This window comes from Motilibacter deserti (assembly GCF_011250635.1).
GTDB lineage: Bacteria > Actinomycetota > Actinomycetes > Motilibacterales > Motilibacteraceae > Motilibacter_A > Motilibacter_A deserti.
The window spans coordinates 1-3,322 of sequence record NZ_JAANNP010000157.1 but is presented as its reverse complement, the minus strand read 5'-3'; the positions used below and the strand labels follow the sequence as shown (position 1 = coordinate 3,322).

General features: G+C 74.9%; 4 protein-coding genes and 1 tRNA gene. 3 read left to right on the top strand and 2 right to left on the bottom strand.

Annotation, left to right across the window (positions count from 1 at the left end; genetic code table 11):
- Both G9H71_RS21680 and G9H71_RS21675 read right to left on the bottom strand, forming a co-directional pair.
- Positions 1-669: DUF4231 domain-containing protein (locus tag G9H71_RS21680; RefSeq protein WP_166284845.1), on the bottom strand; the 669-nt coding region annotated here is incomplete at its 3' end.
- Positions 670-906: 237 nt separating this feature from the next.
- Positions 907-989: transfer RNA gene (locus G9H71_RS21675), tRNA-Leu, on the bottom strand.
- A 151-nt stretch (positions 990-1,140) separates the two neighbouring features.
- Between G9H71_RS21675 and G9H71_RS21670 the strand changes: the two genes are divergently transcribed.
- The 3 genes from G9H71_RS21670 to G9H71_RS21660 form a co-directional block, all read left to right on the top strand.
- Complete coding sequence (locus G9H71_RS21670) at positions 1,141-2,040, top strand: FhaA domain-containing protein (RefSeq protein WP_166284844.1); 900 nt, start codon at positions 1,141-1,143, stop codon at positions 2,038-2,040.
- Positions 2,041-2,050: 10 nt separating this feature from the next.
- Positions 2,051-2,548: an FHA domain-containing protein FhaB/FipA gene (locus tag G9H71_RS21665; protein ID WP_166284846.1), complete on the top strand. Its 498-nt coding sequence runs from the start codon at positions 2,051-2,053 to the stop codon at positions 2,546-2,548.
- A gap of 5 nt (positions 2,549-2,553) precedes the next feature.
- Positions 2,554-3,322 (top strand): Stp1/IreP family PP2C-type Ser/Thr phosphatase (locus G9H71_RS21660; RefSeq protein WP_166284843.1); only part of this gene is annotated, 769 nt, incomplete at its 3' end.

The following is a 3,322-nucleotide window of genomic DNA, read 5'->3' as shown; positions in this document are numbered from 1 at the left end:
CGTCGCGACCGGGACCCACACGGCGACCGGGCGCTGGATGTCCTCGGCGACCGCCGCCGCTGCCGCGGCCAGCGCGGCGCCGAGCAGGGCGAAGCCGTAGACCGCGGTCTGCGCGAGGCGCAGCTTGCGCTGCAGCTCGGCCGCACGGGGCCGGTAGTACTCCTCGATCTGCTGCACGACCCGCAGCCGGTCGTAGCTCTCGATGTCGGTGACCGCGGGCGGGCGGGCGCTCGTCGTGATGCCCGCCGTCGCACCCTGCAGCTCGGCCGCGTCACCGATCACCCGCTGCGCCTCGTCCGCGAGGCGCTCGCTCGCGTCCGGCCCGTCGTAGGGCTCGGTCCGGGTGAGGTAGAGGAACATCTGGGACTTGAGCTCCTCGGACACCGACCGCTTGCGGATCCAGGCGGTGGTGGCGGCGAGGCCTGCCCGCTGCTGCAGCACGACCGGCACGAGCGCGAGGCACACCGCGCCCACGACGGCGGCGGTGCGCGCCGGCGCGGACCCGGCCGAGAACGTCTGGGCGGCGAGGGCGCCGGACGCCGCGCCGACCATGCCGAGGACGAGCGCCGTGGTGCGCCAGCGGAAGATCGAGCTCTTGGCCCGCGAGGCGGCGACCGACCACACCGCCTGCTGCTCGACCACATGGCCCAGGGCCACGTCCACCGGCACCGGAAGCTCCCCCGAGTCGTTCGGCTGAGGTGACGACTCGCGAGACGGACGTCACACCGTGGGCCGAACCTAGCCCCGGAGGGCGCATCTCCAGGGCAAAACGCAGGGAACGGCCCGAAGCGGCACATCCAGCACGGCCCGGCGAGGACCAGTCGACCACGCCGTCACGGCCGGTTCCGCGGGAGAACGCCCGGAAACGGCGAGAGCCGGCCCCGAAGGACCGGCTCACATCGTGGGTGCGCGAGGGGGGACTTGAACCCCCACACCCTTTCGGGCACTGGCACCTGAAGCCAGCGCGTCTGCCATTCCGCCACTCGCGCATGCGCACACCCGGTGGGCTGCGTGCGTTAGCCAGGGTAGCAGTCGGCAGTGGCCCGTCTCGACGGCGATACGATCGGGCACCACGGGTGGGCAGGCTGGAAGGCGGGCACAAGCGGGCAGCGGCCGGCGGAGATGACGAGGAGGTGCGGCGTGGGCGTCCTGCAGCGGTTCGAGCGCCGCATCGAGACCTTCATCAACGGCGCGTTCGCGCGCGCCTTCAAGAGCGAGGTCGAGCCCGTCGAGATCGCCGCGGCCCTGCAGCGCGAGACCGACGACAAGGCGCAGATCGTCTCCCGCACCCACACCATGACCCCGAACGAGTTCGTCGTGGAGCTGAGCAAGCGCGACAACGAGCGCCTCTCGCCCTACTCCGAGCCGCTCGCCGCCGAGCTCGCCGACATGGTCCGCGAGCACGCCGAGGCCCAGCGCTACACGCCCGTCGGCCCGATCCGGGTCGCCTTCGAGCTGCACGACGACCTCGACACCGGGATGTTCCGCGTACGCAGCACCGTCCGTCCCGCGTCAGGCACCGCGGCCGCCGGCTCGGCGCGCCCCGCTCCGGCCCCCCGGCCGCAGCCCGCGCCGCCGGCGTACGCACCCCCCGCGCCGCCGGCCGCGTACGCCCCTCCCGCCGCGCCCCGCGCCACGCCGGCGCAGCCCGCACAGCCCCCGCGCCCGGCCGCGCCGGCGGCGTACCTCGAGGTCGGCACCGCCCGCTTCCCGCTCGACCGCCCGGTGACGGTGCTCGGACGCGGGACCGAGGTCGACGTGCGCATCGACGACCCCGGCGTCTCGCGTCGGCACGCGCAGGTCCAGGTCGCGGGCGGCCGCGCCCGGCTCGTCGACCTCGGCTCGACGAACGGCACGCTCATGCACGGCCAGCGGGTCCGCGACGTCGACCTGCACGACGGCGACGAGCTCGTGCTCGGCCGCACCACCGTCGTGTTCCGGCTCGCGGGCGCGCCCGCCCAGGGCCGGGCCGACGACGGCTGGGCCGACGGTGGCCGCGACGACGGTGGCCGCGACGACGTCATCCCCGGGCTCCGGTGACATGGGGGAGCTGTCGGGGCTGACCCTCGGGGTCATCAAGCTGGGTTTTCTCGCGGTGCTGTGGGTGTTCGTGCTCACGACCGTCACCGTCATGCGCTCGGACCTGTTCGGGACCCGGCTCGGCCAGCGACTGCCGCGCGGCGCGAAGGCCCAGTCCAAGAGCGCCGGGCGGGCGGCGGCCGCTGCGCCGAAGCGCCCGTCGCGGCCGCGCCGGGGCGAGCCCGGGACGCTGGTCGTCACCCAGGGCGCGCTCGCCGGCACGACGGTGCAGCTGGGCGGGACGCCGGTCACGGTCGGCCGCTCCTCGGACAACACGATCGTGCTCGAGGACGACTACGCCTCGGGCCACCACGCCCGCTTCTTCGGCCAGGACGGCCAGTGGTACGTCGAGGACCTCGGCTCCACGAACGGCACCTACGTCGAGCGCGAGAAGGCCACCGGCCCGACGGCCGTCCGCATCGGCACGCCGGTCCGCGTGGGCCGCACCGTCCTCGAGCTGCGGAAGTAGCGCCGATGGCCACCGCGCTCCGTTTCGCCGCCCGCTCCAACGTCGGCCTGCTCCGCCAGGGCAACGAGGACTCCGGATATGCCGGGCCGCGGCTGCTCGTCGTCGCCGACGGCATGGGCGGGCACGTCGCCGGCGAGGTGGCCAGCTCGGTGGCCGTGGCCACGCTGGCGGCGCTCGACGAGGACGCCCCGGGCCCGGACCTGCTCGGCCGGCTGCGCAGCGCGGTGGAGGGGGCCAACGAGCAGCTCCGGCTGATGGTCGGCGGCGACCCGCACCTCGAGGGCATGGGCACGACGCTGACCGCGCTGCTGCGCAGCGGCTCCCGGCTCGGTGTCGTCCACGTCGGCGACTCGCGCGCCTACCTGCTGCGCGAGGGCCGGCTCGAGCAGATCACCCACGACCACACGTTCGTCCAGACGCTGGTGGACGAGGGCCGCATCACCCGCGAGGAGGCCGACCACCACCCGCAGCGCTCGCTCATCACGCGCGCGCTCGACGGGCGCGGCGACGTCGAGCCGGACCTGTCGGTCCGCGAGGCGCGCCCCGGTGACCGCTACCTGCTCTGCAGCGACGGGCTCTCCTCGGTGGTCAGCGAGGACACCATCCGCGACACGCTCGCAGGGGTCGTGGACCCGGAGCAGGCGTGCGACGCGCTGGTCGACTACGCGCTGCGCGGCGGCGGCCCCGACAACATCACGGTCGTCCTCGCCGACGTGGTCGACACCGGCGCGAGCCCGTCGCAGGTCCCGCACGTCGTGGGAGCCGTCGCCGACG